The 26,253-nt window shown below is 36.8% G+C and carries 28 protein-coding genes; 3 read left to right on the forward strand and 25 right to left on the reverse strand.

From position 1 onward, the window contains the following. The first annotated feature begins 141 nt into the window (after positions 1 to 141). Genes H9L01_RS01815 through H9L01_RS01825 form a run of 3 tightly spaced genes read left to right on the forward strand, consistent with a single transcriptional unit; the run spans position 142 to position 2,361 of the window. Positions 142 to 954, forward strand: a complete 813-nt coding sequence (locus H9L01_RS01815; protein ID WP_187534265.1) for a transporter substrate-binding domain-containing protein — start codon at positions 142 to 144, stop codon at positions 952 to 954. 17 nt (positions 955 to 971) lie between these two features. Beyond that, positions 972 to 1,634: an amino acid ABC transporter permease gene (locus H9L01_RS01820; RefSeq protein ID WP_187534267.1), complete on the forward strand. Its 663-nt coding sequence runs from the start codon at positions 972 to 974 to the stop codon at positions 1,632 to 1,634. After that, positions 1,627 to 2,361, forward strand: a complete 735-nt coding sequence (locus tag H9L01_RS01825; RefSeq protein WP_187534269.1) for an amino acid ABC transporter ATP-binding protein — start codon at positions 1,627 to 1,629, stop codon at positions 2,359 to 2,361. The genes H9L01_RS01820 and H9L01_RS01825 overlap by 8 nt, the downstream gene beginning before the upstream one ends. A gap of 20 nt (positions 2,362 to 2,381) precedes the next feature. On the opposite strand, the gene H9L01_RS01830 is transcribed toward H9L01_RS01825, so the two are convergent. The 25 genes from H9L01_RS01830 to H9L01_RS01950 all read right to left on the reverse strand — a co-directional run bounded on the left by H9L01_RS01830 (position 2,382) and on the right by H9L01_RS01950 (position 26,194). Continuing rightward, entirely contained in the window at positions 2,382 to 3,593 is a 1,212-nt protein-coding gene (locus tag H9L01_RS01830) for a bifunctional folylpolyglutamate synthase/dihydrofolate synthase (protein ID WP_187534270.1), read from the reverse strand. Continuing rightward, positions 3,593 to 4,237, reverse strand: coding sequence for a uracil-DNA glycosylase (locus H9L01_RS01835; protein ID WP_187534272.1), 645 nt, complete (start codon positions 4,235 to 4,237; stop codon positions 3,593 to 3,595). The genes H9L01_RS01830 and H9L01_RS01835 overlap by 1 nt, the downstream gene beginning before the upstream one ends. A 28-nt stretch (positions 4,238 to 4,265) precedes the next feature. After that, positions 4,266 to 5,813: a type 2 periplasmic-binding domain-containing protein gene (locus H9L01_RS01840; protein ID WP_187534274.1), complete on the reverse strand. Its 1,548-nt coding sequence runs from the start codon at positions 5,811 to 5,813 to the stop codon at positions 4,266 to 4,268. Beyond that, positions 5,770 to 6,780 (reverse strand): type 2 isopentenyl-diphosphate Delta-isomerase, encoded by a 1,011-nt coding sequence (gene fni / locus H9L01_RS01845; protein WP_187534276.1) that lies wholly within the window; start codon positions 6,778 to 6,780, stop codon positions 5,770 to 5,772. The genes H9L01_RS01840 and fni overlap by 44 nt, the downstream gene beginning before the upstream one ends. Next, positions 6,781 to 7,803, reverse strand: coding sequence for a phosphomevalonate kinase (locus H9L01_RS01850; protein WP_187534278.1), 1,023 nt, complete (start codon positions 7,801 to 7,803; stop codon positions 6,781 to 6,783). Then, on the reverse strand, positions 7,793 to 8,740 hold the full coding sequence (mvaD, locus tag H9L01_RS01855; protein WP_187534280.1) for a diphosphomevalonate decarboxylase: 948 nt from the start codon (positions 8,738 to 8,740) through the stop codon (positions 7,793 to 7,795). Before mvaD ends, H9L01_RS01850 begins: the two co-directional genes overlap by 11 nt. Further along, positions 8,733 to 9,680 (reverse strand): mevalonate kinase, encoded by a 948-nt coding sequence (mvk, locus tag H9L01_RS01860; RefSeq protein WP_187534282.1) that lies wholly within the window; start codon positions 9,678 to 9,680, stop codon positions 8,733 to 8,735. Before mvk ends, mvaD begins: the two co-directional genes overlap by 8 nt. Positions 9,681 to 9,819: 139 nt before the next feature. Next, on the reverse strand, positions 9,820 to 10,356 hold the full coding sequence (gene nusG / locus H9L01_RS01865; protein WP_187534284.1) for a transcription termination/antitermination protein NusG: 537 nt from the start codon (positions 10,354 to 10,356) through the stop codon (positions 9,820 to 9,822). A gap of 2 nt (positions 10,357 to 10,358) precedes the next feature. Next, positions 10,359 to 10,541: a preprotein translocase subunit SecE gene (gene secE / locus H9L01_RS01870; RefSeq protein WP_187534286.1), complete on the reverse strand. Its 183-nt coding sequence runs from the start codon at positions 10,539 to 10,541 to the stop codon at positions 10,359 to 10,361. A gap of 12 nt (positions 10,542 to 10,553) precedes the next feature. Beyond that, positions 10,554 to 10,712, reverse strand: a complete 159-nt coding sequence (gene rpmG / locus H9L01_RS01875) for a 50S ribosomal protein L33 (protein ID WP_187534288.1) — start codon at positions 10,710 to 10,712, stop codon at positions 10,554 to 10,556. Between the two features lie 113 nt (positions 10,713 to 10,825). Then, positions 10,826 to 11,335, reverse strand: a complete 510-nt coding sequence (locus H9L01_RS01880) for a sigma-70 family RNA polymerase sigma factor (RefSeq protein ID WP_246449133.1) — start codon at positions 11,333 to 11,335, stop codon at positions 10,826 to 10,828. 106 nt (positions 11,336 to 11,441) lie between these two features. Further along, positions 11,442 to 12,152 (reverse strand): 23S rRNA (guanosine(2251)-2'-O)-methyltransferase RlmB, encoded by a 711-nt coding sequence (rlmB, locus tag H9L01_RS01885; protein ID WP_187534291.1) that lies wholly within the window; start codon positions 12,150 to 12,152, stop codon positions 11,442 to 11,444. Then, on the reverse strand, positions 12,149 to 12,526 hold the full coding sequence (locus tag H9L01_RS01890) for a Mini-ribonuclease 3 (RefSeq protein WP_187534293.1): 378 nt from the start codon (positions 12,524 to 12,526) through the stop codon (positions 12,149 to 12,151). Before H9L01_RS01890 ends, rlmB begins: the two co-directional genes overlap by 4 nt. Next, positions 12,526 to 13,860, reverse strand: a complete 1,335-nt coding sequence (gene cysS, locus H9L01_RS01895) for a cysteine--tRNA ligase (RefSeq protein ID WP_187534294.1) — start codon at positions 13,858 to 13,860, stop codon at positions 12,526 to 12,528. The genes H9L01_RS01890 and cysS overlap by 1 nt, the downstream gene beginning before the upstream one ends. Before the next feature lie 87 nt (positions 13,861 to 13,947). Further along, complete coding sequence (gap, locus tag H9L01_RS01900; protein WP_187534301.1) at positions 13,948 to 14,952, reverse strand: type I glyceraldehyde-3-phosphate dehydrogenase; 1,005 nt, start codon at positions 14,950 to 14,952, stop codon at positions 13,948 to 13,950. Positions 14,953 to 15,030: 78 nt separating this feature from the next. Beyond that, positions 15,031 to 15,930: a hypothetical protein gene (locus H9L01_RS01905; RefSeq protein WP_187534303.1), complete on the reverse strand. Its 900-nt coding sequence runs from the start codon at positions 15,928 to 15,930 to the stop codon at positions 15,031 to 15,033. Between the two features lie 17 nt (positions 15,931 to 15,947). Further along, positions 15,948 to 16,217, reverse strand: a complete 270-nt coding sequence (locus H9L01_RS01910) for a hypothetical protein (protein ID WP_187534305.1) — start codon at positions 16,215 to 16,217, stop codon at positions 15,948 to 15,950. 83 nt (positions 16,218 to 16,300) lie between these two features. Next, the gene (whiA, locus tag H9L01_RS01915; RefSeq protein ID WP_187534307.1) at positions 16,301 to 17,233 is read right to left on the reverse strand and encodes a DNA-binding protein WhiA; all 933 of its coding nucleotides are present in this window, start codon (positions 17,231 to 17,233) and stop codon (positions 16,301 to 16,303) included. Further along, complete coding sequence (locus H9L01_RS01920; RefSeq protein WP_187534309.1) at positions 17,212 to 18,174, reverse strand: gluconeogenesis factor YvcK family protein; 963 nt, start codon at positions 18,172 to 18,174, stop codon at positions 17,212 to 17,214. Before H9L01_RS01920 ends, whiA begins: the two co-directional genes overlap by 22 nt. Beyond that, positions 18,167 to 19,030 carry an RNase adapter RapZ gene (gene rapZ / locus H9L01_RS01925; RefSeq protein ID WP_187534311.1) on the reverse strand — a complete coding sequence of 288 codons (864 nt, stop codon included), beginning with the start codon at positions 19,028 to 19,030 and terminating at the stop codon, positions 18,167 to 18,169. Before rapZ ends, H9L01_RS01920 begins: the two co-directional genes overlap by 8 nt. A gap of 38 nt (positions 19,031 to 19,068) precedes the next feature. After that, a complete protein-coding gene (locus H9L01_RS01930; RefSeq protein WP_187534313.1) occupies positions 19,069 to 20,007 on the reverse strand; it encodes an NAD(P)/FAD-dependent oxidoreductase in 939 nt (312 codons plus the stop codon). Then, entirely contained in the window at positions 19,986 to 21,446 is a 1,461-nt protein-coding gene (gene lgt, locus H9L01_RS01935) for a prolipoprotein diacylglyceryl transferase (protein ID WP_187534315.1), read from the reverse strand. The genes H9L01_RS01930 and lgt overlap by 22 nt, the downstream gene beginning before the upstream one ends. A gap of 2 nt (positions 21,447 to 21,448) precedes the next feature. Next, the gene (gene hprK / locus H9L01_RS01940; protein WP_187534317.1) at positions 21,449 to 22,393 is read right to left on the reverse strand and encodes an HPr(Ser) kinase/phosphatase; all 945 of its coding nucleotides are present in this window, start codon (positions 22,391 to 22,393) and stop codon (positions 21,449 to 21,451) included. A gap of 3 nt (positions 22,394 to 22,396) precedes the next feature. Then, on the reverse strand, positions 22,397 to 25,225 hold the full coding sequence (uvrA, locus tag H9L01_RS01945) for an excinuclease ABC subunit UvrA (RefSeq protein WP_187534319.1): 2,829 nt from the start codon (positions 25,223 to 25,225) through the stop codon (positions 22,397 to 22,399). A 102-nt stretch (positions 25,226 to 25,327) separates the two neighbouring features. Further along, positions 25,328 to 26,194 carry an aminoglycoside 6-adenylyltransferase gene (locus H9L01_RS01950; protein WP_187534321.1) on the reverse strand — a complete coding sequence of 289 codons (867 nt, stop codon included), beginning with the start codon at positions 26,192 to 26,194 and terminating at the stop codon, positions 25,328 to 25,330. Positions 26,195 to 26,253: the final 59 nt, after the last annotated feature.

Here is a 26,253-nt window from a genome sequence, read left to right on the forward strand (position 1 = left end):
TATCTAGGGACGTTTTTTTGTTCCTAGATCTCAAAAAAGGAGAGAGAGAACATGAAAACAACTCAATTAACGCGACGACGATGTGGCTTCTAACAATTCAAAACACAATCATTAACGAATAAGAAGATAGGGAGATCACATATGAAAAAATTATTCACACTTTTATTAGCATTATTACTTATTACTGGATGTACAAGCGCAAGCACTAAAGAATCTAAATTAAAAACAATTAAAGAAAAAGGCGAAATTGTTGTAGCAATCTCACCAGACTATGCACCGTATGAATTTATGGACGCTACCAAAGAAGGTCAAGACCGTTACGTTGGTGCTGATGTAGAATTAGCTAAATATATCGCTGACAAACTTGGAGTTAAACTTGTTATTAAACCTTTAGAATTCAAAGATATTGCGGGAGCAGTTTCAATGGGTAAATATGATATCGGGATTTCAGGATTCACTTATAGTGAAGAACGTGCCGAACAAGTTGTCTTCAGTAAAACATATGACACTACTGAATCTACATGCCAAGGATTCCTCATTGACCAAAGTACAAATGATCAATATAAATCACTTGAAGACTTCAAAGGTAAGACAGTTGCTGTTCAAAGTGCTTCACTTCAAGAAAAATATGTAAACGAAGAAATTCCTGAATCAAACAAAAAATTAGTAGCACAATTGGATGATGCAGTCATTCAACTCTCACTTGGAAAAGTAGATGCAGTAGCAATCTCATGTTCATCAGGAGAAACATTCATTAACGCTCACGATAACCTTATGATTGCGGATGTGAAATTTGAAGCATCCGATGATCAAGGTACTAAAGTTATTGGACCTAAAGGTGATACTGAACTTATTGAAGAAATCAACAAAATCATCGAAGAAATGTTACAAGATAACCTCTACACACAATGGATGAATGATGCTCTTGAACTTGCTAAAGAACTTGGTGTTTAAAACTGAAGGAGTAACTTATGTTAAATGATATTATTAACCTTTGGGCTAAATACCATCAGGTTTATATAGAAGGTGTTATCGGTACACTTTGGATGTCCTTAATCGTTGTGGTTCTTGGAACCCTCCTTGGTGCAATTCTCGCATTAGGACAACGATCACGATTTAAAGTCATCCGTGGCATTGTAAACTGTTATGTTGAAATCTTTAGAGGAACTCCACTCCTTCTACAAATGTGGTTATTTGTATACGGTGGTGCACTCTACACAGGAAATACATTCGATGAAACATTTTGGGTTATCTGTGCATTAATTGTGAACTCCAGTGCTTACGTTACAGAAATATTTAGAGCGGGACTTCAAGCTGTTGATAAAGGACAATTTGAAGCTGCTCAAAGTTTAGGGATGTCTCGTTCCAACATGATGCGTAAAATTATTTTACCGCAAGCCATTAAAAACATCTTGCCTGCCTTGGGTAATGAGTTTGTAACTATGATTAAGGAAACTTCAATTGCATCTGTATTCTTTGTTACAAGTCTTATGACTTCTCAATCGATTGTAAATAGTGCAACACACTTATCAATCGCATCATTGATCATTGTTGGTTCATTGTACTTTGTCCTCACATTTATCTCATCGAGACTTGTGAAGTTTGCAGAAAGGAAGTTGATTGAAAATGACTAAGAATCTTCTCGAAATTAAAGATCTTCATAAATCCTTTGGTTCATTATCCGTTCTTAAAGGCATATCAACAACCATTCAAGAAGGTGAAGTTGTTTCTATTATTGGCCCTTCAGGATCCGGAAAATCTACGTTCTTGAGATGTCTCAATCTTTTAGAAACACCGACGTCAGGAACAATTGTTTTCGATGGTAAAACGCTAGATCCTAAAGACAAATCACTGAATAACTTACGACAAGAAATGGGAATGGTATTTCAACATTTCAATATATTCCCCCATCTCTCAGTGATTGAAAACATCACAATCACACCCATTCTTGAAAAGAAAGTTTCAAAAGAAGTTATCAATCAAGAAGCTATGAAACTTCTAGAAATGGTTGGCCTTCAAGCTAAAGCAGAAGAATCCCCTAAGAAATTATCCGGTGGGCAAAAGCAACGTCTTGCAATTGTTCGTGCACTTGCAATGAATCCTAAAGTTATGTTATTTGATGAACCGACATCCGCTCTTGATCCAGAAATGGTTAAGGATGTTCTCGATGTTATTCAAAACTTAGCACAATCTGGAATGACGATTGTTATTGTGACTCACGAGATGAACTTCGCAAAGAAAATTTCCGATCGAATTCTCTTTATGGATGAAGGAATCATTGCTGAAGAAGGAACTCCAGAACAAATCTTTGATAATCCTCAAAATAAACGAACTCAAGAATTTTTGAGTAAAGTTTTATAAACAGAAGGTATTAGCAACTGCTAATACCTTTTTTTCATATATTCTCTAACTTCAGATATAAAATATAATGATCCCGTAATTACAAGTGTTCCCTCTTGCTTCAACTCAAGACCTTTTTGAATTGCTTGATGATAATCAGCAATTACTTCTACACGATGGTTTAGCGCAAGTTCTTGAGCGCTTGCAGCACGATAGAAATCAAACTCTGTCACAATCACCGTATCAAATGCACGTTCAAGCTCTGATAACATCGGACTATAATCTTTGTCTTTCAATGCTGTAAAGATAACGGTCCAAGGTTTCGGTAGAATTTGCATACTTTCCACAAGTCGCGCAATCCCCATTTCATTGTGTGCTCCATCAATGTAAATACCAGGAATAATTTCTTCAAACCTTCCTGCCCAACTCGCTTCTCGAATTGCTTTTTGAAAGACTTCATTTTTTAAGCCTGGAAGAAGATGTTTCACGATCGACACTGCGAGAGAAGCGTTCGCAACTTGATAACTACCTTGGTTTGTAATTTCAAACTCAATGTTCTCATGATCAAAGTAATATGTTTTATCTTTTAAGTGATACATTGGGATACACATTTGTCGATATTCTGAGTTCATGCTAATTGCTCGATTTAAAACAACTTCGAGCGGTTCTTTATGATCAATCATGGTAAAGAACGGTACATTTTCTTTAATGATATACGATTTTTCTGTCGCAATCTCAGTCAGTGTATTTCCAAGAATACCTTGATGATCAAAGCCAACGTTTGTGATTGCTGAAACTAGCGGTGTAATCACATTGGTCGCATCCAAACGCCCCCCTAAACCGACTTCATAGACAACATAATCGACACGTTCATCCAAGAAATACCAAATAGAGATAAGCATATCAATTTCAAACATACTCAGTTCATACTCATCCCATAGGGGAAGTGATTGATTAATATATCGTAAAAATGTTTCATCATCGATTTGAATATTATTAATTCGAATTCGATCATTATGTACGACAAGATGCGGTGATGTGAAAGACCCTACTTTATATCCTGCTTCTTGCAGTATGGTTCGTACCATATTAGTCGTAGATCCTTTACCATTGGTACCACCAATATGGATACAACGAAGTTTGTCTTGAGGATTTCCTAAAGACGCTAACGCCTCTTTAAACCGTTCAATACCATACGTTTTATTTCGACGCGACATTACTGTCTGAATCGCAGTTTCAATATCATTAAACATTACTTACTCCAATCAATGGGCTTCATGCCCTTCTCTATTAAAAATTCATTTGTTTTTGAAAAGGGTTTTGATTTCCAAAAGCCTCGGTATGCACCCAAAGGTGATGGGTGTGCTGATTCAATAATTAGATGTTGAGGCTCAATGTATACTTTCTTTTCTTGTGCCTTCTTACCCCATAGAATAAATACCATTGGAGCTTCTCTTTTCCCTAATACTTTAATAACTGTATCAGTAAATGATTCCCATCCTTTTTTCTGATGCGATAACGGTTCACTCTCTCTCACAGTTAGGAGTGTGTTAAGTAAAAATACCCCTTGTTTTGCCCAACCACTCAAATCACCATTATCTTTTGTCACACCGACATCATCTTTAAGTTCTTTATAGATATTGATAAGACTTTTGGGAAGCGGTTGATCTGATTGAACCGAGAAGCTTAATCCCATTGCTTGACCAGGTTGATGGTAAGGATCTTGTCCCAATATCACAACCTTCACATCTTCATATTCTACATAATCAAATGCTTGGTAAACTTTATCGTCACTTGGATATACTGTGTATTCATTTCTTTCTTCACTCACATATCGTTCTAAGTCTTTAAAGTAGTTCTTTTCTCTTTCTGACTCAATTAGTTCTGACCACTTCATCCGCCACCTCCACAAAAAAAGAAGAATTTTATTCTTCTTTCATTGTATCATTTTCTTTTAACCAATCATTAGTTAATTGCACAATTTGCTTCACTGCTTCATCGCGTGTTATTTCTTTATTGAATAACTTACGTAGTGGTTCCATAATATCAACTTCTGTGTAGAGGCTGCGAGCCAATCTATTGGGGTTATTATCCAATGCCATTACTGGAGGTGTATCGTGGAAATTATATGCTTTAATTTTATCCAACACTTCTACATCTTGAATATTAAGATCTTCCATGTTAGTACGATGATATACAGGAATTTTTCCAGTACTCTTTTGGAATATAGAAACTGCTTCACCAGTTCTAAGAATACGTATTGCTTCAGCAGTTGCTGAAGGATATTGAGTCTCACCGTTTCCAACGTAGCCATCCACTTCACCTCGTGGTGTCAGATGGTGTTTATCAAACTTAGGGAAAGGTGCAAACTTATAAACATCGCCTGTTGATTCCGAGTATTCTTTCGCAAGATCAAAATCGGAGATGATTGTGAAGAGCGACTGGCGATTGAAAAATGCACTTTCGTATTGCCACTTCAAATCCTCAGCTTTCACGATCATTTTAGGTTTTACGTCTTCTTTATCAGAATCGGATGGTGATTCAGATTCTTTTGGTTTGTCTGTATCCTTTGTATCCTTAGTATCTTCTTTAACCTCAGCGGGTTTCGTTGTTTGGTCCACTGGTTTTACTTCTTCAGGTTTCGGTTCTTCAATAGCTACCGTTTTATCAAGGACAACATTCCCAAATAACTCAATTAGTTCAAGACCATCTGAAAATTCACGGCTATCAAATCCAGGTTTAGAACCTTTTTTTGTCAAGTTCAAAGTCCAACGTCCACCAGTTAAAAATGGATAGAATGATTCTTGATCAACGAAAGTGAGTGGAAAGACAACATCAATTTTTTCTTGAATCTTATCTGCATTTTTAAAGATTAAGTCCCACGTTTCAAACACATCTGGTAGACCATCTTTATTCTCATCTTTAGTATCAAAGTTCAATTCTTTCATTAATGTTTCATTGTAAGCAAATAAACTACCAGTAATACTGTTTTGAACTAAGTAATATCCTTTAAGATTAATTGTATCTTGAAGTTGTACCGGAATTTTAGACCCTACAATTGAATCCATATCAGAGCCAAGGTCTAAAAACTTATCAACAAAGTAAGCAGCATCATTTTGTTTCACAACCATAACATCATATGGAAACTCTTTCGATAACACATCAATACCTAAAGGATTACTCACTGCATAAGTTAGTGCACCTTCGTTTTCTGGATGAAGTTCATTCCATGTTTTAACGGCATACTCCCCCAATGATTCACTTTCGACTTGAATCAGTATTTTTGCATTTTCTTCGATTCTAAACATTTCAGTTTTTTTATCGTAACAAACGGTTTCTCCATCTGCTGTACATCGCGTTTGGGAAACAATATACCCTGTAGCAATTAAACCCAATACAAGTGAAACGATAATTCCGACAATAATTGATTTATTTTGCTTCATGATATTTCCCCAGACTTTCTTGTAGTTCATAATTTACTGTAGGAAGTTGATCAACACGTGTAACACCAATGAGAATCATACACTTTCGAATATCCTCTAAGAACTTACCGCACTCTTCCATCATTTCTTCTTCAGGAAGTTGTGAGAATTTTAGAAATTGACCTGATATTCCCACACCTTTGGCTCCAAGTGTCAAAAGTTTCACGACATCAAGTGGCGTTTTTACCCCACCCGATGCAAGTACCTCAATGTTTTGATGTAAATCTCGTGTCATGAGCAACGATTCAACGGGTGTAATACCCCAATCAGCGAGATATTCATAACGTTTATCTTGCGAACGTTCATTCTCAATCCAAACAAAGTTTGTGCCACCACGACCACTCACATCAACATGTTTTACACCACAATCAATAATTTGTTGTACAGTATCATGACTCATTCCAAAGCCCACTTCTTTAACAATAACCGGAACGTCAACGCCGTCAACAATTGCGCGAATGTGTTCAAGCCAGTGAGAGAACTCTCGATCACCCTCATCCATTGTAATTTCCTGGGCAATATTAATATGGATTCCTAAAGCGTTCGCATCAATCATCGCGATTGCTCTTTGTGCTTCTTCTACTGTAGCATTCGCACTCACATTTCCAATCACAAAACCATCTGGATTTACATCTCTTACGATACTAAAACTTGACTCATATTCAGGGTTATCCAAAGCTACATGCTGTGACCCTACAGACATTGCCAAGTTAAAACGCTTAGCCATTTTCGCTAAGTTACCATTTATGATTCGTGTACTTTCACTTCCACCAGTCATTGCATTGATGTAAACCGGAGTCTCAAAATCTTGATTTAAATAGTGAGCATCTAGTTTCACATCACTGAAGTTGCAATTAGGGAAGCTATTATGAATGTAACGAACTTTATTAAAATCATTATCATAATCACCTTGTTTTAAGGCGAGTTTTACGTGTTCATCTTTTCTTTTCGATCTCATTTAATCACTTACCTTTATATCTAAATATAGGATACCATGTTTTGACCATTTTTTCTTTAAATATGGCATCTTCTCTGGGTTTTCTTTCTCGATAATGGCAATACCACAATCGCCACCTCCAGAACCAGAAATCTTGCTAGCAAAACCAACATCAATCGCATCATTTATTAACAAACTTAAGGACTCAGTTTCAATATCAATTTCAGCCCAGATTCCTAGTTTTTTCATGATGTCTCGGTATGTTTCACATTCTTTTTTTATTAAGTCATAATTTTCTCTTTTTAGTGCTTCTTCAAAACTTAATGTCGCTCTTTTCGCTTCTTCTAGGAAGTTTACATAGTACTGTTTATCAACAATACTCTGCTGTCTTACCGAGTCTGTGAAGGATTTCGTAATATTTTGTTTCTGTGTCCAACCAACCGCCAGTTCATAAGCATCAAAGTTTAGAGACTCAATCTTTAACTTTGGCCAATCGGACTCAATATTTTGTAAACTAAGATTGTTCTTGAGCCACTCAGTATCATAACGCTCATATTTTATGACACCACCATAAACACAGGCTGCAATGTCACCACCAGAACTCACATCACTCGTTTCATGTTGCGCAATCACCGCTAACTTAAACAGTTCTAGTTTTGTAAGTGAAACACTATGGAATCTCAATATAGAATCAATGACCGCCACAATCACAACTCCACTTGAACCGAAACCAAACTTAATGTTGTCTTCTTCTAAATTACTTTTAAGTTTTAACGAAAAAGGATGTCTTGTAATCTTTTTCATATCCAGGTATTGATGCGCAGCCTTCACTGCTGCATCAACTTGTTTCATGGGATGTTTGTTTTCAAACAACGCTTCACCACGTAAAATACCATACTTTGATTCAAAGTAATATGTTTCACTGGACTCAATGCTTGCTTCAATCGTACGATTAACAGCCGCAATGATAGCAGGCTGATTCGATTCCATAATCGCATACTCACCCATTAAGAAAAGTTTTCCCGGATAATGATTAACGATCATAGACTTCGATCCCTTTACCTGGTTTACAAACAACTGTTTTCACATCACGTAAGTGTTCTAAAAGAACATCGACATGTTCTTCAGTTGTCATTATTTTTACATTCGGTCCTGCGTCCATCGTAAAGTACACAGGAATTGTTTTTTGAAGTTCTCTCACAATATTCATGATTTCAAGTGTCTTCGGTTCAAAATACCACATATTCGCCGCCATTAAAGATGCATGCATTTTAAGAGCATTCTTTTGAGCTAAAAGACCCACATTTTCAATATCATGATTAATAACATATGTCGTCATCTGTTCAATATCATTTTGTGCTTCACAAACCCACGCATCAAAATAAGGTGATTCATCTTGCGTGACATTCATAGCAACACTACTTGGATATGGCTTTAAACCATCGTTTAAGATACATACAACCATTCTAAAATCATGCCATGGCTCCATCTCAATTGGCTTCGCATAGCTATCATCATGTTGGCTACCACGATTCCAAACAACAAATCCACCATAAATAGAACGTGATGCAGAACCAGAACCCAATCGAGCAAGACGCGATACCTCTTCATCATCTAAATTTAAATGTAGAGTACTAGCCTTAGCAAGTGCCGCAAAAGCAGATGCAGAGGATGCAAGCCCTGCTTCTTGTGGAACATGATTATAAGATTCAATTCGTGCATACTCTTTTATGTTGTAACGCTCTCTCACAACGTCCATAAACTCGAATACACGACGCGAAACCTTGTTATCCACCAAGACTCCATCAAGCAAGAAAACATCGCTCTCAAGCGATGTATCGTAGTTTACAGAAGTTTCTGTATAGAATTGATCTAAAGTTAAAGATAAACTTGAATTACAAGGTATCTTTAATCGGCGATCCGCTTTGCCCCAATATTTAATTAAGGCAATATTTGTATAGGCTCTAACCACCTTAACCATTAATATCATTTCCTTTTAAATCATAAAGCCATGTTGCGACCGCACCTGCTTCCACAAGTTTCGCTGCAACACGCTCAGCACTTTGAACACTATGACATAAAGCAATCATACAGCCACCCTTACCACTTCCAGTAAGTTTCGCTCCTTTAGCACCATTTTCAATCGCAACTTGAGTCAGATGATCCAATAATTCATCACTGACATTAATGTTACGAAGTAATTGATGTGCTTCATTCATACAGCGTCCCATTTCAATAACAGCATTCGATTGAAGATAAATACGTGATTCATTCGTAAGTGCTTCCAAACGATTCATCATTGCTTCAACTTCAGCTGGATTTTTTTCTAGTAAATCATTAACTTCTTGTACTGCTAATTTCGTTTGACCCATTTGTCCTGTATCTGCCACAACAAGCACAGCATCCAAATCCATAGAGATAACTTGGCGATCTTTTCCTCTTTCAAAAAATACCGCTTTCCCAGATGCAATGGTATTTGCATCCAGTCCCGAAGGATTAATATGGTGAATTTTTTCCGCAATAGTGACAAGATAACTTAAATCATCATCCGATAAGCGAATACGATATGCATCAAAAATAGCACGCACTATCGAAACCGATACAGCTGCAGACGAACCCAATCCACGTTGTGGTGGTAAGGTTGACACAACTTTTAAATGCATTCCAAAATTATCTTTTTTAATATAATCCAGTGTCACTTCAATCAGTTCTTTAATCCCGCCAATTACAGTTGGCGCCATCGCTAAAGGACCATTGTAGTACAGGCAATCAATGGTTGTTTCACGATCATGGAACTCTACTCGCGTTTCAATTCTCGCTTCCGAGAATGGTAACGCAATCGCAGGTTTCCCATATACAACAGCATGTTCACCCATAAGGATGATTTTACCAGTTGCAGATCCGATACCGTAATAACTCATAATTACACCTTCCAATTGTTTAATTACATTGTCTATTATACAATAATACGAATCGTTTTTTACCAATTCACATTAATTCATAAAATTAGAATAAAAATGCCCCATTAGATATTTCCATATCAAATGGGGCATTATGAGACTATAATCTCTCTAAATCTGCGTAGGAAATTTCCGTTGGCGTTTCACGACCAAACAATATCGTTAGAATCATAGCAGTTTGAGAGTCATCATTCATACTATCAACAGTTCCTTCAATTCCAGCAAAAGGTCCTGCCAAGATACGAACAGTATCTCCAACTTCGAAATCCACAATAAGCTTTTGATCACTCATACCCATACGGCGTAAGATCGACTCGATTTCTTCAGGAGAAACAGGGAAAGGTTTTGCCCCACCACCTGATGAACCGATAAATCCTGTAACACCGGGAGTATTACGTACAATATACCAAGCTTCATCTGTCATAATCATTTCTACAAATAAATAACCTGGAAATAAGTTACGCATTTTCTCTACTTTTTTTCCGTTTTTATATTCAATTTCTTTTTCTTCCGCTACAAGAATACGGAATAACGCGTCTTCAATCCCCATTGATTCAACACGGCGTTCCAAGTTTTCTTTAACACGGTTTTCATGACCTGAATAGGTATTTACAACATACCATTGTTTATCTTCCATTATTAACCACCAATTCCTAACAACTTAAGTGCGCGAATTAATACAAACTCTGTTAAAAAGAAATAGGCAACAAAGAAAAGTACAAACGTAATTACGATTGTAGTATTACGTGACATTTCCTTACGGTTAGGCCAACGAATTTTTCGTATTTCTTCTTTAATTCCAGCGATACTAAACCAACTCATATTGATTTCCTCCTACTTTGTCTCACAATGTATTGTGTGTTTTCCACAACGTTTACAAAACTTTTTAACTTCTAATCTCTCTTGAACTGTTGCATGATTTCTACTTGTGGTGTAGTTTCTTGACAAACAATCTTTACAAACAAGAATCACTTTTTCACGTTTATTAGCCATAATAAAAAAACCCCACTTTCGTGCTCTATTACTTTATCATAAACACTATCTCAAAGTCAATTTATATCCAAGTAATATCACCTCTAAAAAAGGGGCGTTTTGATGTCTAATCATCACGCCTCTCGAATTACAATTCGTCTTAGTTTTTGGACGATATTATCCACTTTCTTAGGTGTTATCCCTAATTTATCAGCAATTTCCTGATAACCATAACCTTCTTCACGAAGTTCAAACACCCGCTGTTCGACCAAAGTCATCTTCGACAGGACCCCTCTCAAGTATACCTGAGCTTCGTAATAATTAGCCATGAGTTGCGGATTCGATCTTATATCTCTTGATTCAACAAGATCTGATAAAAAGATGGAGTCATCTTCAGCGATACTCATATCCAATGAATACCGACTATCGAGAAGCCTATACGACTGTCCTCGACATTTTCGAAGTGCCGTCTTAACACTTGATACAACACAAAGGTTCACATAAAAAGCAAACCCGACACCACGTGATTCCTGATATGAAAACAGTGACTCATAAAAACCAATATAGCCTTCTTGATATAAATCTTCAACACCAATTCCTTGTGGTTTCTGAATTGAAAAATGATCGTGCGCCCTTTTCCACATCAAACAATTAAAATTTTGATGTACCCGGTCCATGGCACTCCGATCATTTTGGCGAATCATGTAAAGATATTCATAATCACCAATCATAATATCCCCCAATACTATGTTATTTTCTTCTACGCACAATATCAAAAAGAAGGATTCCCGTTGCAACTGATACATTTAGTGAATTAACGGTACCATGCATTGGAATGGTCGTAAGAATATCACATTCTTTCTTAACCAATCTTGAAACACCTTTTCCTTCTGATCCAACAACAAGAGCAATGGGAACATCCACATTAAATGTGTCATATTCGACAGCATCAACACCATTTTCAGCTGCAACAACCCAATAGCCATTTTCTTTTAAATAATTCAATGTTTGCACCAAGTTTGTAACTTGCGCAACAGGAACAGTATTAATAGCTCCTGTCGATACTTTTGCGACAGTTGCATTTAGACCAACACTACGGTTTTTACCAACTACGACACCATCCGCATTGACTGCATCACAACTTCTTAAGATTGCACCTAAATTATGAGGATCTTCAAGTTGATCACAGACAACAATTAGTTTTGTTTGAGCATTAGCTACAATCGTTTCAATGTCTGTATACTCGTATCCTTCAACTTCCATAACAATACCTTGATGCGCACCTTTAACCATACGGTCTAAAACTTGTTTATCTACAAATTGAGGTCGGACTCCCATTTCTTTACACAAAGAAACTATTTCTGGGTAATTGCCCTTATTAAATAAATACACATGTTTAGGCTTTGTTCCTTGTTTTAATGTTGCCGTTACTGTATTTCGGCCAAATATATAATCTTTCATCGTATGTCTACCATCTCTTTAAATTCATTCCAAAGGAATGTTAATCGTTCATTTTGCTGTGTTAGATATAAGTATCCCCACAACGCTTCAAATCCTGTTGCAATGCGATATGTTGTGACATCCGCATTTTTCGCAATCGAAGCTGACTTTGCATTTCTACCTCTTTTATACATAACCATTTCTTCTTCAGTTAAAGAATCCGACTCTATTAAAGTCATCATATAGTTTGCTTGTGCTTTCGCACTAACATATTTTACAGATGTTTCTTGTAACTGTTTTGTCTTACTAATCCCAATTGATACAAGGTATTCTCTAACCTGTAATGATAAAACTGCATCACCAATAAAGGCAAGCACGTTTCCAGAATGATTCATTAGATAATTCCTTTCTCAATCAGTTTTTGACGATAACCATCAGCATCATCAAAGCGTTTTTCTTGTTTTGCAAGTGTCCATGCACTCAAGAGTTCAATATCTGCATCATCTAAGATTTTTTCTTCAATGACAACACCCAGTACATCCATCATTTTACGAATTGTATGATAATGTTTCGCAACATCATGCATATTTTTTTCTCTTAATCTTAAAGCAGAATTCAGTGCTTTAACTTCTTCAAAGAGAACTACTTGAGCATTTGCAACATTAAGGTCATCATTTAAGTTCTCAATAAAAGACGCATATGTTTCGGACAAGGACCCTTGATCCATAGCGTGATGAACCTGTAATTCAAGAGATGCTTGACGTAAGACTGTTTCTATTTTATCAAGTTCTTTACGTGACTGAGAAATTAAGTCATCCGTAATATTCAACACTAAGCGATAATGTGTTGATAAAAGTAACCAACGTGTAAGATTTGCTCCCAACTCTTCGATATAGTCTTGAGCCCATACAACGTTGCCTAAAGATTTACTCATCTTCTCGCCAGCAAAGTTTACCATCGCATTATGAACCCAGTAATTTGCAAGGTCGTGATCATGAAGTGCCTTACATTGTGCCGACTCATTTTCATGATGTGGGAATTTTAAATCTTGACCTCCACCATGAATATCAATTCGATTCATTTTAAACTCATCTTGAATCATCACGACACACTCAGTATGCCACCCAGGTCTACCTTTACCCCAAGGGGAATCCCATTTAATTCCGGTATCATCAGTGTTTTTCCACAATACGAAGTCCAGAGGGTTTTCTTTGTTACTATTCTCTTCAATACGACTTCCCACAATCAATTCTTCAATATTCTGAGAAGACACTTCACCGTAAGATTGTACTTTATTCACTCTAAAGTACACATCACCTTTGACAGCATAAGCATAGCCATCGTTCACCAATTCTTCAATAAACGCTATAATTTCGTCCATGGTATCTGTAACTCGCGGCGTCGCAGCAAGACCTTCAGCATGAAGCTCACTACGAATACGATTATATGCCTCAATGTATCGATCAGAAATTTCGCGTTCACTTACATTTTCATCCAACGCTTTCTTAATAATCTTATCATCAACATCTGTAAAGTTAGAAACCATCTTAACATGGTATTGATTCGCCTCTAATACGCGTCGTAAGAGATCAAAAACCACGATGGGACGTGCGTTACCAATATGTGCATAATTGTATACAGTCGGTCCACAGACATATAAAGAAACCTCATTTTCTTTAATGGGGATAAATTCTTCAATTGTATTTGTTTTCGAATTATATAATCTCATATGTTCTGCCTCCAATTCATGATAAGTATACCATAACCATAACGATAAAAAAAACTACCTCAAAGAGGTAGTTTTAGTTGTTTCAAATTAGAATTTTGAAGCTACGTAATGTGCTGTACGAACCAATTGGTTTGTATATGACATTTCGTTATCATACCATGAAGCAACTTTAACTAATGTAACACCACCGATTGTTTGTACTTTAGTTTGTGTTGCGTCAAACAATGAACCGAATGACATACCGATGATATCTGAAGAAACGATTGGATCTTCTGTATATCCGTATGATTCGTTAGCTGCTGCTTTCATTGCTGCGTTAACTTCTTCAACTGTAACTTCTTTTCCAACTACAGCTACTAATTCTGTAATTGAACCTGTGATTACAGGAACACGGTGTGCACCACCATCTAATTTACCTTGTAATTCAGGAATTACAAGACCGATTGCTTTAGCAGCACCTGTTGAGTTAGGGATAATGTTTTCTGCTGCAGCACGTGCACGACGTAAGTCACCTTTAGGGTGAGGTCCATCTAATGTATTTTGATCATTTGTATAAGCGTGAATTGTTGTCATTGTACCTTGTACAATTCCGTATTCGTCGTTTAATACTTTAGCCATTGGAGCTAAGCAGTTTGTTGTACATGAAGCACCAGAGATGATTGTTTCTGAACCATCTAAGATTTCGTGGTTTGTGTTGTAAACAACTGTTTTGATATCTCCTGTTGCAGGTGCTGAGATAATAACTTTACGTGCACCAGCTTCTAAGTGAAGGCCAGCTTTTTCTTCAGTTGTGAAGAAACCTGTACTTTCGATAACTACGTCGATACCTAATTCTTTCCAAGGTAAGTTTTTAGGGTCGCGTTCGCTTAATACTTTGATTTCTTTTCCATCAACTACGAATGCACCTTCTTTAACTTCAACTTCTTTTCCTAAACGACCTTGAGCTGAGTCATATTTGAATAAGTGAGCCAATGTTTTTGCATCTGTTAAGTCATTGATTGCTACAATTTCCATGTTTTCTGAATCAAGAATTAAACGAGTTGCTAAACGTCCAATACGTCCAAATCCGTTAATTGCTACTTTAACTGTCATAGTGTAATTCCTCCTTATAACTGACATAACTATTATATACTATTAGACATGCTTGTCAATTGTGAGTTAACTAACAACCTAATAGAAATCACGATTCCAAATTGCTTTACCAAATGCGTTAAAAGCAGAGTAGGCAGATATAATTTTTATATGAAATAACCGTTCAAAAAGTTCTTGGTCATTCACCTTCGCTAATATGAACGGAACCTTTTCACGACGCGATTCCGGTAGAATCTTTTCAATCTTCTCAAATACAGAACAATACATTACAATTCGCGCTTTTCCACGCGATGCAAACGACAAGAGCTTTAAAAGTGTACCACTCTTATCATAGCAACACTCCAACACTTCGATCGATGTTTTATAATTGATAAACAAAAGATAGCCAACCAGTTTTCCATTAGCGGTTAACCCAACGATGCTACCACCCATCGATTTCAAGTATTGTTTCATTTCGTCGTAATATTGGATATCACGCTCAAAATAACCATCAAAATGCTTTGAAAAATTCTGATAGGCACTCAAAAGCTCATCACTTTTCGGATCAAGCACAATGCCATCAACACCAAATTCAGGTACAATTGATGAATTCATATTATAACGGTACATGTCAACGACTGTTTCAAAGCCCAATGATTCGAACAATTCGACATCATTGCTTTGAACTAATGTTAAGAGATGTTTTTGTGCCGATTCTTCTACAATTGCCTCAACAAGAGTTTCCATTGCTTCTACAGAATCATGAACACCATGATGAAGATAAGATACACTGAGATGTTTATGATGGAGTACAAGTTCTTTTTCATCAACCATGATCATAGCGTCATTTTCCCCATGATCATTTTCATGACTTTTACCTGTATGATTTTTAAACAATGTATCGCAATACTGCTTACGTTGTGTATCCGTAACATCACGATCCATAACTTGCATCGAAAAATAACGATTTTTCATCGACTCATCAATCTTTCGAATCATAGATCAGCGCTCCTTGTCTATTCAGAATCATCCTTAACTTCACGTTCAGTATATTCAACATCAATCACATCTTTATTACGTGATTGCGATTGACTTCTGGTTGTTCTATCTTGAGAACCACCTTGATAGTAGGTACGTTGTCTCGTTGTTGATGCATTCGGATTGATCAAATATTTGATTACACGAATAACCGTAACAACTGCCCAAACACCCACTCCAAAAACAAATAATTGCGGTAAAATACTTACCAACATAACTAATAAGAGAATAAATAATAAATAATACATCCGACTAACCACCTTTTGCGTAATTATATCACGAACTTAACTCATTGCGATACTGCGACACCGCTTCACTTAATTTCGCAAATTTAATCTAACTTACTTGCGATTTCAATGATTTTCTTAAATCGATGTTGTAATCCTGATTTACTGATTGTCTCTCCATGAATTTCTTCATATTCATATATCAATTCATTCAAGCTTGCTTCTGGATACTGCATTCTTAAGTCTGCAACTTGAATCAATCTTGGTTCAAGATAATTATAGCGATTATGTTCGATTAATTTCTGAATCGCATCAATCTGTTTATTTCCCGCTTGAATACTTTTTACCTCATTAGCAACTTCACAGTTGTCCAAACGAATTAAAGAGTTCTTGAAATCTCTTTGAATACGAACATCCTCAAATTCAAGAGTTTTCACATGAGCTCCCGTAACCTTTAAGAAGTCCGCGATATGATCAGCAGCTTTTACATAAACAACATATTTGTTACGACGTTTTGTAATTTTCGCATTAATATCTTGGTATTCAAAAAGTTTCTTGATAAACTCAGCAAGTTCATCATCAACAGTAGCAATCTCCAAGTGATAATTTGGCGTTGTTGGAGCATTAATGCTCCCACCCGCAAGGAATGCGCCACCCAGATATGCTTGCTTACAACACGGTTTAACCGTAATAACACTTGAAGGTGTGTGTCTCATACCTCGGGATGTATAAATTCCCAAGTCCTCCAAGATTTCAATTCCTTGTGATAAAACACGAAGAATATAGACATTATTTTTATTAAGATTTTGTTTCTTAACTACTTTTAATTCTATTTCTACATCATAACGATTTTTTAAAATTGAAAACATGCGTTTCGCAATCGTTGCATTCTCAATTTCAATCTGTAATTGCATTTGTTTATTTACAATCAACAAATTGGAATTAATGTGTAAAAATGCAGATAGCATCGCTCTTTCACAACATGAATCCATCTCCACGTTACTTATTTCATGTTTTACTTCACTGCTAAAGGACATTCCAAAGCCTCCAATATTTCTTTAAAACCATCACTCACCTTGGTGTGTGAATGACGTATTCTTCGATTTTTAAATTCTAATAATTCTTGCGATAAAATAGCATAGTCATGATTTTCATGAGCAAAACGAATCATATGACTGCCTTCTTCTTGATAGTTTCGGATGACATCTTCCGGTACTTTATCCGATGCACGGACAACAAGATCAATGTGTTCAACACCATGCTTGATAATCGCATCAACATGATCTTCACCTGTATATCCTTCGGTTTCTCCCGGTTGACTCATAGCGTTACAGTAATAAACTTTTTTAGCTTTACTTGTTCGAATGGCCTCATTGATTTCAGGAATAATAACATTCGGAATAATGGATGTATAAAGCGATCCAACTCCGAATAAGATTATGTCAGCTGATTGAATCGCTGCGACAGATTCTTTCGTAGCTTCCACTACAACATCATAGTAAACTTCTTCGATTGAGTTTAAGTACTTAGGTATGTTGGATTCGCCACGAACAATCGTTCCATCTTCCATTCGCGCACATAACGTAATCACATCTGTCGAAGCTGGGAATACATCCCCCTTAACATTTAATACCTTCGACATGTTGGTGACAGCTCCCATAAAGCTTCCTGATTCTTCAGTTAGTGCCGTTAGAATAAGATTCCCAAGATTGTGCCCAGCAAGCGATGAACGCTTCGATTCATCAAAACGATAATTCATGATTTGCGAAATCATCGTTTCCGATTCAGCTAGTGCTACCATAACGTTTCGAATATCTCCCATACCAGGAATATCAAATTCTTCACGTAAGCGACCCGTACTTCCACCGTCGTCTGCCACAGTAACAATAGCAGTGAGATGAATATCTTCAATATTTTTCAGTCCTCGAAGCAGTGCCGATTGGCCCTTTCCCCCTCCGATAACTACAACCTTAATCATGATAGACCTCAACAGCATCACGATGGTCTTTATAGACGTTATATTCTTTTCGATAATTTTTATACAACCAGTTTACAATGGACACAGAACGGTGTTGCCCACCTGTACATCCAATTGCGACGGTAAGTAAGTGTTTGGATTCATCTTTATATGTTTTCATCGTGTACTCAAGATAATCTGTAAGTTTGCCTAAGAACTCTTGCGTTTTTTCATCATTAATTACGTAATCAAACACACGTTCATCATTACCACTTTTTGATCTTAACTCCTCGTCCCAGTATGGGTTCTTTAGAAATCTAACATCAAATACTAAGTCAGCATCCATGGGGAGTCCCTTACGATAACCAAACGAAATGAAGCTAACTGACAAGGCTTCTTTTCCCTCGATTGCAAAGAAGCGTTTAATTCGTGACGTAAGGTTTGCTTGTGTTAAAAATGTCGTGTCAATAATGATTGAAGCCGAAGATTTAATATTAGAAAACTCTTCAATCTCAGCATCAATCGCCTCTTCGAGACCATTTGCTAGGTTCGCAACAATAAGGGGGTGATTACGACGGTTATATTTATAACGTAAGAGTAATTGTTCCTTATTTGCCTCTAGGAAGAGCACAAGAAGCTCCACATCAACATTTTTAAATGCACGGTAAAATACATCGAAATCTTTAGCTGAAACAGATAGCGCTACATTTTGATAGTCGCCATCTTTTCCTTCCATAATCATTTTAATAAGATCTTTTAATAAGAAACTCGGAAAGCGGTCAATACAATGGTAACCCAAGTCTTCCAACACAGCCATTGCACTTGTTTTTCCAGCTCCTGACATTCCTGTAACTAAGATAACTTTTTTGTTTTCCATGTTCACACCTCTGTCCTTATTATAGCAAAAATCTAAGGCTATGCCTTAGATTTAAGATCTTGTATATAACTAAATGCGTTTTGAGCTGTAACCGCACCATCACTCGTTGCTGTTACGATTTGACGAAGATGTTTTTGAATGACATCTCCTGCCCCATAGATTCCAGGAACAACAGATTGTAAATCATCTCCTACAATCATATATCCTTCCGAATCAAGAACACCTTCATGATTTTTTAAGAAATCTGTTGCAGGGATAGCACCAATATATGGGAAGACCCCCTCTGCATCAATTTCACAAACTTCCTCAGTATCAACATTCTTGAATTTCATTCCGGCGATACGACCATCTTTCTCAATATAGTCAACCGGAACATGTTTTCTTAATACTTCAATTTTGTCATTATTCAATACTTGTCTTTGTGATGAATCATCGCCTCTAAATACATCACGACGAATTACAAGTGTTACTTTTTTTGCAAACTGTGTCAGGTAAACTGATTCTTCAAGAGCTGAGTTACCACCACCGATAACTACAACATGTTTTTCTTTAAAGAATGCGCCATCACACACTGCACAATAGGATAGACCATGACCTAACAAAGCATCATCTCCTGCAAATCCTAAGGTTCTTTCATTAGTTCCAGTCGCAACAATCACAACATGTGACTGATAACTATTGCCATCTTCTGTCTTAACGATTTTCCAATCCCCTTCGTCTACAATCTCTACAACACGACCATAGAGGTACTCAGTACCATAAGAAGTTGAATGTTCAAACATCTTCATAGAAAGATCGACACCAGTTACATTATCAACACCTGGGTAGTTACAGATAATATCTGTTTTAACCATTTTTCCTCCGGGTGCTTCTGGTTCCAACATTGCTGTTTTAAGTCCAGCACGACCCGCATAAACCGCAGCTGTTAAGCCAGCAGGTCCTGCCCCAATTATTATTACATCATAGTTACTGTCCATGGGTGATCCTCCTTCACAATTTCTAATATGTCATTTAAATCATCAATGACACGGTTCGGATTTGAATCTCTTAAATCCTTCTCTCGTATCCTATCAAATACGAAACCGATTGTAAACGAACCTGCCCGCTTGCCAGCAATCACATCAGATGCAGTATCACCTACATAAATAACATTACCACGATCGACATTCATAATCTCTAATGCCTTGTCAATTCCTGCTGGATCTGGTTTTGCTGGTTCAAACTCATCTCCACCTAGTACAACTTCATAGTAACCATCTAATCCCGTTACTTTTAATCCTAATTCAAGTGCAGTTTTACGTTTATTTGAAACAAGCCCCATACGATAGCCATCTTTTTGCAAACTATCCAACACATGCTTCGCATCTTTAATTTCTTTAACATGTTCTTCGTGAAGTGATGCATTAATGCGTTGATAATCCTCAATGACTTCTGCTATTTTGGCTTCTTCGAAGTAAAGGCTAAAGGTTGCACTCAATGTCGGGCCTAAAAACGAATATAATTCTTCTTCAGTTAGTTCATGATCTGGTTTATGTTTTTTGAATACTTCTTTAAATGTTAAGAGAATGCATTCTTGAGTATCCGCAAGTGTTCCATCGAAATCAAATAAGATAATCGGTTTATTGCTTGGCATCAAGGCTTTAAAGCCTCCAAAATAACCAATAAGACCAATCACAACAAATATCAATGAGATAACTTGAGCAATTCTTAAAGGTCCAATCCATAAACTATCATCACGGAATCCTTCAATAAAGAAGCGTGTTACTCCATACCACATAAGATATGAGAATGTTAAATCTCCACGTTTAATTTTACTGAATCGCTTCAACACTAAGACAATTAATACCCATCCAACAATATTCGCGACGCTTTCAAATAAGAATGTTGGTTGACGGTAACTTCCATCAATAAACATCATCGTACGAATAAACTCAGGGAATTTTGCATAGTATTCTGGCGAAACAATGTTGCCGTATGCTTCTTGGTTCATAAAGTTTCCCCAACGACCAATTGCTTGTGCAATAAGAATGTTAGGAACGATTAAATCAGCCCATTGGATAAAATTCAATCTTCGTTTCTTCGCAAAGATGTATCCAAAGACAGCCCCACCAATGAGACCACCTTGAATTGCAAGGCCACCTTCCCAAATCTTAATAATACTAATCGGATTGCTGAGGTATCCCATTAAATCCGACGAGAATAATACATACCAAATTCGAGCACCAATAAAACCAAATACTAAGGCACCCATAAACATATCTTCAATGTCTTCAACTTTATATCCAACTTTTACAAGATTTCTCTTACTTACATAATAAGCCAGATAAGCACCCGACATAATTAAAACAGCATACCATTGGATTGAAAAAGGTCCAATCTCAACAAGTGTTCTAATATTAGGGAAAAACTTAATCATATCTATTGCTCCTCACTTTGACGTTTAATGTATTCCATAACGCGATCATCAAAAATCTTCGAGCTATGAATACCACGTTGTTTCAACATGAAATCACGAACTGCTGACTCTACTAAGACGGCCATATTTCGTCCCTCTTTAACCGGGAAAATAAGATGGGGGATTTTAAGTCCAAGCGCTTCATAATACGCTTGTTCTTCAACACCCGCACGCAAGTACTGCGCATTGTCATCCCACTTACGTAACTCAACCACGAAATCAATTTCTTCTTGTTCAAGATAAGCATTGACCCCAAACATTTGCGTTACATCAATAATACCAATGCCTCGAATTTCAAGCATTCCTTTTAAGAGTTCTGGAGCACGTCCAATAATCTTTTCTTTAACTCGTGAAATGTCGACACGATCATCCGCAATAAGTGCATGACCACGAAGCACAAGTTCTAACGCAACTTCCGATTTACCCATGCCACTATCACCAATAAGAAGAACACCTTTACCGAAAACATTCATTAACCCACCATGTACGGAACTTCTTGGCGCTAATTCTTCGTCCAAGAAAGTAACCATATCAACCATGATATCAGAACTTGCTCGTTCAGTACTAAAGACCGGGAAGTTCTTACGATTCGCAACCTCCATTAATACTTCAGGAATCGCATTACCACCTGTCACAAGTATTAATGGTGTTACCTCACTCGTTAAAAAATCAAAACGTTCACGTTGGAGATCATCACTTAATGCATTGAGAAATGATGATTCTTTATTACCAATAATTACAATTCTTGTTTTTTCAGCATGAGCATAAAAGCCTGTCAGCTCAAGTCCTGGTCGATTCGTATTTGGAACAATAATGAGACGTTTCAATGCATTCGCATCACCCGTAACCTGGTTTAGTTTAAAGTGTTCTGATAAATGTTTGACCGTACAGCTCATTCTTTCTTCCATAGTTTACACCCCCTTGTTTAATGTTTTTTTAAGATACCTACCTGTATGACTTTCTTCAACTTCCGCTACAACTTCTGGCGTACCTTTCGCTACAATTGTACCACCACCATCACCACCTTCTGGACCTAAGTCCACAATGTAGTCGGCATTCTTAATGACATCAAGATTATGTTCAATAACGAGTACTGTATCACCATTATCAACAATATGTTGAAGAACACCAATTAACTTCTCAACATCATAGCTGTGTAATCCCGTTGTAGGTTCATCCAGAATAAACATTGTTTTACCTGTTGAAGGACGTTGAAGCTCGCTCGCAAGTTTAACTCGTTGTGCTTCACCACCTGATAAGGTTGTCGCTGATTGACCCAGTTTAATATATCCCAGTCCTACATTACTTAAAGTTTGAAGACCGTTTCGAATTTTCGTAATCGATGCAAAGAATTCAATCGCATCATCAATACTCATATCAAGGATATCAAAGATATTCTTTTCTTTAAAATGTACTTGTAGAGTTTCTTCGTTATAACGCTTCCCACCACACTCTGTACACTTCACATATACATCTGGTAAGAAGTGCATTGAGATACGAGTTACGCCATCTCCCTTACATGCTTCACAACGTCCTCCTGGAACGTTAAATGAGAAGCGTCCTTTATCATAACCACGCATTTTAGCTTCAGGTGTTTTCGCAAACAAGTCACGAATATCATCAAAGACTCCTGTATATGTTGCAGGGTTTGAACGCGGCGTACGACCAATTGGATTTTGATCGATAGTAATTAATTTATCAATATTTTCCAATCCTTTAATTTTCTTATGTTTACCTGGCTTCATGCGCGTACGGCCCAATGCTTGGTAAACTGATTTGCTGAGCACTTCATTTACAAGAGTTGATTTACCACTACCCGAAACACCCGTTACCGCAATAAAGGTTCCAAGAGGAAACTTAACATTTATATTCTTTAAATTGTTTTCAGATGCACCCTGAACTTCAAGGAACAATTTATTTCCTTTACGGCGTTTATCAGGCATCGGAATTTTACGTGCACCACTTAAGTATTGTCCTGTAATTGAATTTTCATTATTAATAATGTCATCATAAGTACCATTCGCAATCACTTCACCGCCAAGGGCTCCAGCTCCTGGACCAATATCAACAATCCAATCACTTTCTTCCATGGTTTCTTCATCATGCTCCACAACAATCAATGTGTTACCTAAGTCACGCATATTTTTAAGAGTTTCGATTAACTTAGCATTATCACGTTGATGAAGTCCAATTGATGGTTCATCAAGAACATAGAGAACACCCGTTAATCTTGAACCTATTTGCGTAGCAAGACGGATTCTTTGCGATTCTCCACCTGACATACTACCCGCAATTCGATCAAGTGTTAAGTATTCAAGTCCTACGTCTTTCAAGAAAGTAAGACGGTTTACAATTTCTTGAATAATAAGTTCCGCAATTTTAGCCTTCATTTCAGTAAGTTCAAGATTGTCCATGAACACTAAAGCTTCACCAATTGACTGAGCAGTAAATTCACTGATATTTTTTCCTTGAACCTTCACAGCAAGTGCTTGTTCATTAAGACGTGAACCGTGACATGTTGTACATATTGACTCACTCATAAATGATGCATACCACTCCCGAGAGGATTGCGATGTTGTATCACGGTGACGACGTTCAATGAGATTCACAACTCCTTCAATCGGTTCATTACGATGGAAGCTATTTCCAGAACGTGATTCGATAATATATTTAATAGGTTTGACACTTCCATAAAGAAGAATATCCAATTGTTTCTTCGTTAATTTGTCAATGGGTGTATCAATATCAACTTTTGCAAATTCGATCAACTTATTAAATGTTTGCCACTCAATATTTTGAGTGTTTACAATATTTTTATAATAACGAATCCCACCTTGGCTGATGCTAAGACTTGGATCTGGAATTAAAAACTCCAAGTCAACCGATTGAGTTATTCCCAATCCATTGCAAGTATGACAGGCACCCATAGGAGAGTTAAACGAGAAAAGACGTGGTTCTACTGATTCAATACTGAATCCGCAGATTGGACACGCAAAGTTACTTGAGAATACATGATTCTCGTTATCTTTTCTAACATAAACCAAACCATCCCCGAGTTTAACAGCAGCTTCTAAAGAATCACTAATTCTAAAGCGACTGTCTTCTTTTTTCACAATCCGGTCTACGACAACACTGATTGTATGTTTCTTATTCTTTTCTAATGTGATTGGCTCATCAAGCTGAACCAATTCATCATCTACATAGGCACGAACATATCCTTCTTTTTTTAGTCCTTCAAGAAGTTCACGATGTTCTCCCTTTTGTTCTTTAATCACTGGAGCCAGTATCTCAAGTCGTGATTTATCTTCAAACTCCATAATACGGTCAACCATCTGTTTGATAGTTTGTGAGGATATTATGAGATCATGATGTGGACAATATGGATCTCCGACACGTGCATACAGAAGTCTTAAATAGTCATAAATTTCTGTAACAGTCCCAACTGTAGAACGAGGATTGTTGCTGGTTGTCTTTTGATCGATAGCAATTGATGGCGAGAGTCCTTCAATTAGTTCTACGTCTGGTTTTTCCATATTCCCTAGGAATTGACGCGCATACGAACTCAATGATTCGACGTAACGACGTTGGCCTTCAGCATAGATCGTATCAAATGCGAGAGACGTTTTCCCAGAACCCGATAAACCCGTCATCACAATGAGCTTATTTCTAGGAATTTCTAAGCTTATATTCTTTAAATTATTTTCTTTTGCACCTTTAATTACGATTGAATCTTGTTTCATAAATACCTCCAATACTTTTTCAATTATAACACGAATTTAGGTTTGCTAATATGGATATACAATGCGAATCGTCTCTAAAATAAAAATAGAATGATCTTTCGATCACTCTACATTTTCACCCGATTTATTATGACGATTATTATAAACATACAGACGTACGTTGTGATATTCAACACGATTGTATACAAACTTTTCTTGATCGCCCACACGATCTGCAACAATTTCAAAAAGCGAAATCATTGTTTCTAAAGCATCCCAACATTGTTCAGCAGAACCTAATTCGTATGTTGACATTAACATAGACCACAACTCATCCGAAAAGAAATAGTTTAAGTGTTTCCACTTTTTACCAATACTAATCTTAAAATCAGTTTTGTATCCAACGCGCCATTCCATCATTTTTAGAAGCATCAGTCGCATTTGATGAACATATTCCATCGCATAGATAACTTCACTTCGTTTTAGACCTTTCACGACATAAAACGATAACCATAAAAACTCATTAATACATTCTCGATAGAGCGCTTCAGTTGGTTTTTTAATCCATCGATCTTTATCTGTGGCAGGTAGTGTCCCCGTAATCAAACTGTCTTTATCAAGTAAGATTTTAACCAATCGGTCATTTTTTAAATAGTCTTCAAGCGATTCTAAAGGTACTAAGGTTAGGTCAATCCGATTGCCATCTTCAAATTGCATCAACATGGAATACCATGGTTTCTTCTTCATTGGAATTAAGACACCTTCTGACGGTATTTGCATGATCAATCGCTTTCCAAAAACCTCAATCCAGGAACGATCTTTAATCATTGAATCCATATCATCTACAACATAGGCGATATCGTAATCTTGCCATCTGTCTTTAGGAACGTTGTCATTAACTCTTGAACCATTCATTGCTACTATACGTATGCGCTTATCTTTCAAGGCATAACCTTCAATTAGCTCATACATTTCTTTCTCGGTTCTCATACGGTATCCTTCCTACCCTCAAACGCTTACTTATACTCTAATTATACAAAATATAACTC

The sequence above is a fragment of the Erysipelothrix inopinata genome (assembly GCF_014396165.1).
Lineage (GTDB): Bacteria > Bacillota_I > Bacilli_A > Erysipelotrichales > Erysipelotrichaceae > Erysipelothrix > Erysipelothrix inopinata.

Coding starts and splice junctions, on each gene's coding strand:
- H9L01_RS01815 (WP_187534265.1), top strand. CDS start 142: ATGAAAAAATTATTCACACTTTTATTAGCATTATTACTTATTACTGGA.
- H9L01_RS01820 (WP_187534267.1), top strand. CDS start 972: ATGTTAAATGATATTATTAACCTTTGGGCTAAATACCATCAGGTTTAT.
- H9L01_RS01825 (WP_187534269.1), top strand. CDS start 1,627: ATGACTAAGAATCTTCTCGAAATTAAAGATCTTCATAAATCCTTTGGT.
- H9L01_RS01830 (WP_187534270.1), bottom strand. CDS start 3,593: ATGTTTAATGATATTGAAACTGCGATTCAGACAGTAATGTCGCGTCGA.
- H9L01_RS01835 (WP_187534272.1), bottom strand. CDS start 4,237: ATGAAGTGGTCAGAACTAATTGAGTCAGAAAGAGAAAAGAACTACTTT.
- H9L01_RS01840 (WP_187534274.1), bottom strand. CDS start 5,813: ATGAACTACAAGAAAGTCTGGGGAAATATCATGAAGCAAAATAAATCA.
- fni (WP_187534276.1), bottom strand. CDS start 6,780: ATGAGATCGAAAAGAAAAGATGAACACGTAAAACTCGCCTTAAAACAA.
- H9L01_RS01850 (WP_187534278.1), bottom strand. CDS start 7,803: ATGATCGTTAATCATTATCCGGGAAAACTTTTCTTAATGGGTGAGTAT.
- mvaD (WP_187534280.1), bottom strand. CDS start 8,740: ATGGTTAAGGTGGTTAGAGCCTATACAAATATTGCCTTAATTAAATAT.
- mvk (WP_187534282.1), bottom strand. CDS start 9,680: ATGAGTTATTACGGTATCGGATCTGCAACTGGTAAAATCATCCTTATG.
- nusG (WP_187534284.1), bottom strand. CDS start 10,356: ATGGAAGATAAACAATGGTATGTTGTAAATACCTATTCAGGTCATGAA.
- secE (WP_187534286.1), bottom strand. CDS start 10,541: ATGAGTTGGTTTAGTATCGCTGGAATTAAAGAAGAAATACGAAAAATT.
- rpmG (WP_187534288.1), bottom strand. CDS start 10,712: ATGGCTAATAAACGTGAAAAAGTGATTCTTGTTTGTAAAGATTGTTTG.
- H9L01_RS01880 (WP_246449133.1), bottom strand. CDS start 11,335: ATGTGGAAAAGGGCGCACGATCATTTTTCAATTCAGAAACCACAAGGA.
- rlmB (WP_187534291.1), bottom strand. CDS start 12,152: ATGAAAGATTATATATTTGGCCGAAATACAGTAACGGCAACATTAAAA.
- H9L01_RS01890 (WP_187534293.1), bottom strand. CDS start 12,526: ATGAATCATTCTGGAAACGTGCTTGCCTTTATTGGTGATGCAGTTTTA.
- cysS (WP_187534294.1), bottom strand. CDS start 13,860: ATGAGATTATATAATTCGAAAACAAATACAATTGAAGAATTTATCCCC.
- gap (WP_187534301.1), bottom strand. CDS start 14,952: ATGACAGTTAAAGTAGCAATTAACGGATTTGGACGTATTGGACGTTTA.
- H9L01_RS01905 (WP_187534303.1), bottom strand. CDS start 15,930: ATGATTCGAAAGATTGATGAGTCGATGAAAAATCGTTATTTTTCGATG.
- H9L01_RS01910 (WP_187534305.1), bottom strand. CDS start 16,217: ATGTATTATTTATTATTTATTCTCTTATTAGTTATGTTGGTAAGTATT.
- whiA (WP_187534307.1), bottom strand. CDS start 17,233: ATGTCCTTTAGCAGTGAAGTAAAACATGAAATAAGTAACGTGGAGATG.
- H9L01_RS01920 (WP_187534309.1), bottom strand. CDS start 18,174: ATGATTAAGGTTGTAGTTATCGGAGGGGGAAAGGGCCAATCGGCACTG.
- rapZ (WP_187534311.1), bottom strand. CDS start 19,030: ATGGAAAACAAAAAAGTTATCTTAGTTACAGGAATGTCAGGAGCTGGA.
- H9L01_RS01930 (WP_187534313.1), bottom strand. CDS start 20,007: ATGGACAGTAACTATGATGTAATAATAATTGGGGCAGGACCTGCTGGC.
- lgt (WP_187534315.1), bottom strand. CDS start 21,446: ATGATTAAGTTTTTCCCTAATATTAGAACACTTGTTGAGATTGGACCT.
- hprK (WP_187534317.1), bottom strand. CDS start 22,393: ATGGAAGAAAGAATGAGCTGTACGGTCAAACATTTATCAGAACACTTT.
- uvrA (WP_187534319.1), bottom strand. CDS start 25,225: ATGAAACAAGATTCAATCGTAATTAAAGGTGCAAAAGAAAATAATTTA.
- H9L01_RS01950 (WP_187534321.1), bottom strand. CDS start 26,194: ATGAGAACCGAGAAAGAAATGTATGAGCTAATTGAAGGTTATGCCTTG.